The organism is Kribbella sp. NPDC055071 (assembly GCF_053608045.1).
Window position 1 is genome coordinate 1 of the sequence record NZ_JBSGUS010000056.1, and the last position, 5,404, is coordinate 5,404.

Below are 5,404 nucleotides of genomic sequence, written 5' to 3' on the forward strand. Positions count from 1 at the left end.
CCTGTGCTTGTGGCCTGGTCCCCAGCAATGGACCTGCGCACGCCTCCGGGGTTGGTTTTGTTGTCCGAGGAACTTTCGACCCCCACCCCCCGACCTGATGGGTCAACCAGGCAAATCCGGTGAGGGGTGGGCGGGGCTGCTGGGTGGTTGCTTGAGGGCTAGTGTAACTGGTTATTTGATGATAGTCAGTTACTCGGTGCCGAGGGCGAAGGTCTGGATGGCGACGACGGCGGCGCCGCGGGCCCATTCGGTGAAGTCGGCGGGCTGGAGCACCATCGGGAGCTCCGCGGAGGACGGATGGCGGTCGGCGTGCAGGGCTGCCAGGAGATCGTCGCGGGCGACCTCGGCCAGCCGGACGCCCTCGCCGCCGAGGACGACGAGCTCGGGCATGGTGAAGTTCGCGGCCGCCGCGATGAGCTTGCCGAGTGCGCGGCCGGCTTGGCTGATCACCGCGCTCGCGGCCAGGTCGCCCTTGGCGGCGAGGTCGAGGGCTTCGTCGTACTGGACCGTCCGGCCGAGTGCGGCGCCGACCTGGTCGGTGATCGCGCCGACGGTGAGGAGGCTGACGGCGCAGCCGCGGTGGCCGCGGTCGCAGCGGGGTCCGTCCGGGAGGAGCGGGTAGTGGCCGAGCGGGCCGATGCTCGTGTCGGGGTGGTCGACGGTGAGGTTGTGGATGACCAGGCCGTACCCGACGCCTGCGCCGATCGTCACGAGGATGAAGCGGTCGACGTTCCGGCCGGCGCCGAACCAGTGGGTCGCTTCGGTCAGTGCGGTGACGTCGTTCGCGATCACTACCGGGGTGGCGGTGTTTGCGGCCAGCAGATCGCCGAAAGGTACGTCGAACCAGTTGAGGTACGGCGCCCAGCGGACCTCGGAACGGGCTACCCGGCCGCCGAGGGACAGGCCGAGTCCGGTGATCGGGGCGCCGCCGGGGACCTGGGCGGCGAGTTCGTCGGTGAGGTCGGTGACGAGCTCGGCGACGACGGACGGGGTCGGGTCGGTCAGTGGTCGTTCGGCGCTCGCGATCACCTCAGCGCGCAGGGTTGTCAGTACGCCGATCGCCGTGTCACCGGTGAGTTTGATGCCGACGAAGTGATGGGACGCCGAGTCGAGATCGAGTGGCTGCGAGGGGCGTCCGACCCGGGCGTCCGTCGGTCCACCGGGCACCTCGACCAGCAGGCCGGACTCGACCATCGGTTTGGTCAACCGGGTCAGGCTGCCCGGCGACAACCCGACGCGACGCGAAAGCTCGGCCCGCGACTGGGGCCCGTCCAGCAGGATCTCCAAGGCAACCTGCCGGGAGGGTCCGGACAGCGGTCGCCACTCACCCATCTCCACAGCCTAGCTGTGGAAGGGAAAACGGCGATGGGGTTTGAGGGAAGTCGCCACGCACCCCTTGCCGTGGGAGGGGTTGAGGACGCCGGGACGTGACCCGGTCTGCCGTGCTGGCCGCACAAATCCCGGCGTCGAGCTCAACCCCATGACATGCAGATGTCCACACCCGCTGAATCGGTGAACGATCTGCGGGCGAAGCGCCCAATTCTTCTCGCAGTATGCACCCGTTCGCCGGGAATGCTTCCTCGACAACGGTGTCAGATTCGACTCCGCGCTCTCAGCCCCGGAAGGACCAGCGTGAGCCACCGCGCCCGCACCTCCGCGGGCTGATCAGCCGGCGCCGACGCGATCAGCAAGTAGAAGTCGTCAACGCTGATATCCGGATGCAGTTCGCCGTCAGCCTGGGCGATCGCGATCAGCCCACCCAGCGCCGCGCCGGCGCGATCTTCCTCGGCCTGATCACCCGGATCGGCCCCGAGCGTCCGAGCCGCGGCCTTCACCGCATAGTCCGTCGCAGACGCCTCCAGCACCCGCCCGATCAGTTCAGTGATCTCGTCCATCGCCCGCGCGCCGTCCCGAACCCGTGCGGCCGCGGCCTCGATGTCGTCGGCGACATGCCCCAGGTACTCGGTGATGACCGCGCTGACCAGGTCGGTCTTGTTCGGGAAGTGCCGGTAGAGCGTGCCGACCGCGACCCCGGCCGCGGCCGCGATCTCGTCCATCCCGACCTCGGGCCCGTGCTGGGTGATCTGGTCACGGGCCGCGTCCAGGATCTTCTTCCGGTTCCGGACCGCATCGGCGCGCGGGCTCATACGCTCTCCTTGAAATAACATGAACTCTGGTTCATGATAATCGTGAACCAGAGTTCACCTTACCTGAGTGGGAGACCAGATCATGTCCAGCAAGACCGCGCTCGTCACCGGCGCCTCCTCCGGGATCGGCGCCGCCACCGCCCGCAAGCTGCACGAGCTCGGCTACGTCGTGTACGGCGCGGCCCGCCGGCTCGACAAGATGAAGGACCTGGCTGACCAGGGCATTCGCCTGATCGAGCTGGACGTGACCGATGAGGACTCGCTGCAGGCCGCCGTACGGCGAATCCACGAGGAGACCGGGCGCATCGACGTACTGGTGAACAACGCGGGATATGGGTCGTACGGCGCGGTCGAGGACGTGCCGTTGTCCGAGGCGCGGTACCAGTTCGAGGTCAACGTCTTCGGGGCCGCGCGGCTGATCCAGCTGGTTCTGCCCGGGATACGGGCGCAGCGGAGCGGGACGATCGTCAACGTCAGCTCGATGGGTGGGAAGATCTACTCGCCGTTCGGCGGCTGGTACCACGGCACGAAGTTCGCCCTCGAGGCGCTGAGCGACTGTCTCCGGCTGGAGACGCGGCCGTTCGGGGTCAACGTCGTACTGATCGAGCCGGGCGGCATCCGGACCGAGTGGGGTGGGATTGCGGCCGGCAACCTTCGCAAGACGTCCAGCTCCGGTCCGTACGCCGCCCAGGCCGACGCGATGGCCGGCTCGATGGACTCGGAGGCGAGCGAACGTCGCAACTCGCCGCCGGAGGTGGTCGCCGACACCATCGCTGCGGCCGTCAGCGCCCGGCATCCTCGCACCCGGTACGCGACCGGCTTCGCCGCGAAGCCCCTGATTGCACTGCGACACCTGCTGCCGGCTCGCGCGTTCGATGCGGTGATTCGGCGGGCCACCGGCCTCCCTGCCTGAGTGATCCGGAATTCCTGGCCGAGGTGATTACTCTGATGCCATGACGGACTTGCCGGCGCTGTCGAGTGGCCGGACGAATTGGCGGCGGGAGTTCGCGGCACCGGTGCGTGCCTTCCTTCGGACCGAGGCGGGCAGCTCGGGCGTCCTCGCCGCGGCGATCGTGGTCGCGCTCCTGTGGGCCAACCTCGCCCCGAGTTGGTACGAGGACTTCTGGCAGACCCATCTCTCGATCGGGCTCGGCGACGAGACGATGAGCCTGGATCTGCGCGAGTGGATCAACAGCGGCCTGATGACGCTGTTCTTCCTGGTGGTGGGCCTGGAGGCGCGCCGCGAGTTCGACCTCGGCGATCTGCGCGACCGCAGCCGGTTCGTGCTGCCGATGCTGGCCGGCGTGGCCGGGATGGCCGTACCGGTGCTCATCTATCTCGCGTTCAATGCCGGCGGGGAGGGCGGGCACGGCTGGGGTGTCGCGATGTCGACCGACACCGCGCTTGCCCTCGGTCTGCTCGCGCTGGTCGGCCGCGGCGTACCGGATCGGGTCCGGGTCTTTCTGCTGACCGTGTTCGTGGTCGACGACCTGCTCGCGCTGGTGGTGATCGCGGTCGTCTACAGCGAGGACATCAAGCTGATGCCGCTCGTGCTGGCGATCGTCGCGTTCGCCATCGTGCTGACGTTAGCGTTGTTCCACGTCCGGAAGTCCTGGGTGTACGTCGTTCTCGGCGTACTCATGTGGGCCGCGCTGCTGTCGAGTGGTGTCGACCCCGTGGTGGCCGGACTCGCGATCGGGCTTACGGCTCCGGCGTACTCACCGGGCCGGGAGCAGTTGGAGGAGGCGACCGGGCTGTTCCGGCTCTTCCGCGAGCAGCCGACCCCGGAGCTCGCGCGGTCCGCGACGATCGGGCTGACGACGTCGATCTCGCCGAACGAGCGCCTGCAGTACCTCTACCACCCGTGGACCAGCTACCTGATCGTGCCGATCTTCGGCTTGGCGAACGCCGGGGTCACGATCGACGGGGACTTTCTCGGGCGGGCGTTCAGGTCGCCGATCACGCTCGGCATCCTGATCGGGTATGTGGTCGGGAAGCCGATCGCGATCACGACGGTGTCGTGGATCCTGGATCGAGCCAGTCGCGGTCGGCTGCGGCCGACGGTCGGGTGGGCCGCGGTGCTGGGGAGTGGGACGATCGCCGGGATCGGGTTCACGGTATCGTTGCTGATAGCAACTATTGCGTTCGACGGTGCGCAGCTGGCCGAGGCCAAGGTCGGTCTGTTGTCGGCGGTGATCGTCTCGTCGGGTATTACCTGGGTGGTCTTCCGGACGGCGAGGCTGCTGTCCCCGCCGAAGCGGGCGCTCGCGTTGCTCGGCGAGGCCGAGCAGTTGGTGGATCTGACCGATCCGGTTGATCCGGACCGAGACCATATCCGTGGGCCGGAGAACGCGTCTGTGACGCTGGTCGAGTACGGCGACTTCGAATGCCCGTACTGCGGATTGGCCGAGCCCAACGTCCGTGCGCTGATGGTGGACGACGACCTACGGTACGTCTGGCGGCACCTCCCACTCAGCGACGTCCACCCGCGCGCACAGATCGCAGCCGAGGCGGCTGAGGCGGCCGGCGCGCAGGGCGCGTTCTGGGAGATGCACGACCTGCTCCTCGCGAACCAGGACAAGCTGCAGCCGACCGACCTGATGCGGTACGCCGAACAGCTCGGCCTCGACACCGCCAAACTCCACGACGACATCAAACGCCACGTCGCAGCCGCCCGCGTCGCGCAGGACGTGGAATCCGCAGACACCAGCGGCGTCTCCGGCACCCCAACCTTCTTCGTCAACGGCCAACGCCACTACGGCGCCTACGACGTAGAAACCCTTAAAGCAGCCATAAAAACCGCCAGAGCCCGAGCCAAAATCCCCACCCGCCACACCTAATCCGGCGTGCGCAACGCGCAACGAGCTGTGATGCCGCGGCGCAACGAACGACACCGCTTCGCGGCGGCTGCTTTGTTGCCGCCTCCGGCGGGGTGCGCGTGCTGCTGACACGCGTTCATCTGGTGTGCGCGAGGGGCGTGATGTTGCGGGTGCTGCGGTCACCGCTACGCGGCGGCTGTTCCGTTGCCGCCTTTCGGCGGGGCGCGGAGGGTGGATTCGCGGCTCGGGTGGTGTGCGCGGAGGGGATGTGGTGTCGGGGCCTTCGGAGGGACTGTGGTTCGCGGTCTCCGCTGCGTGATGGTGCTGGTCGCGGCGGTGTGCGTCAAGGGCGCCTTCGGCGTCGCTGCGCGATCTACGACCCTTGACCCACACCACCCCGACCAGGGAAGGATCGCAGCTATTCCGGAGCCGCTCACC

Annotated in this window: 4 protein-coding genes; 2 read left to right on the plus strand and 2 right to left on the minus strand. The window is 68.1% G+C overall.

Going from position 1 to position 5,404, the window contains the following annotated elements; translation table 11 throughout:
* Positions 1-189 precede the first annotated feature (189 nt).
* Positions 190-1,332, minus strand: a complete 1,143-nt coding sequence (locus ACWF4Z_RS38055) for an ROK family transcriptional regulator (protein WP_452248088.1) — start codon at positions 1,330-1,332, stop codon at positions 190-192.
* Between the two features lie 260 nt (positions 1,333-1,592).
* On the minus strand, positions 1,593-2,147 hold the full coding sequence (locus tag ACWF4Z_RS38060; protein ID WP_452248089.1) for a TetR family transcriptional regulator: 555 nt from the start codon (positions 2,145-2,147) through the stop codon (positions 1,593-1,595).
* Positions 2,148-2,229: 82 nt separating this feature from the next.
* Between ACWF4Z_RS38060 and ACWF4Z_RS38065 the strand changes: the two genes are divergently transcribed.
* Positions 2,230-3,060, plus strand: coding sequence for an oxidoreductase (locus ACWF4Z_RS38065; protein WP_452248090.1), 831 nt, complete (start codon positions 2,230-2,232; stop codon positions 3,058-3,060).
* A 40-nt stretch (positions 3,061-3,100) separates the two neighbouring features.
* Complete coding sequence (gene nhaA / locus ACWF4Z_RS38070; RefSeq protein WP_452248091.1) at positions 3,101-4,987, plus strand: Na+/H+ antiporter NhaA; 1,887 nt, start codon at positions 3,101-3,103, stop codon at positions 4,985-4,987.
* Positions 4,988-5,404: the final 417 nt, after the last annotated feature.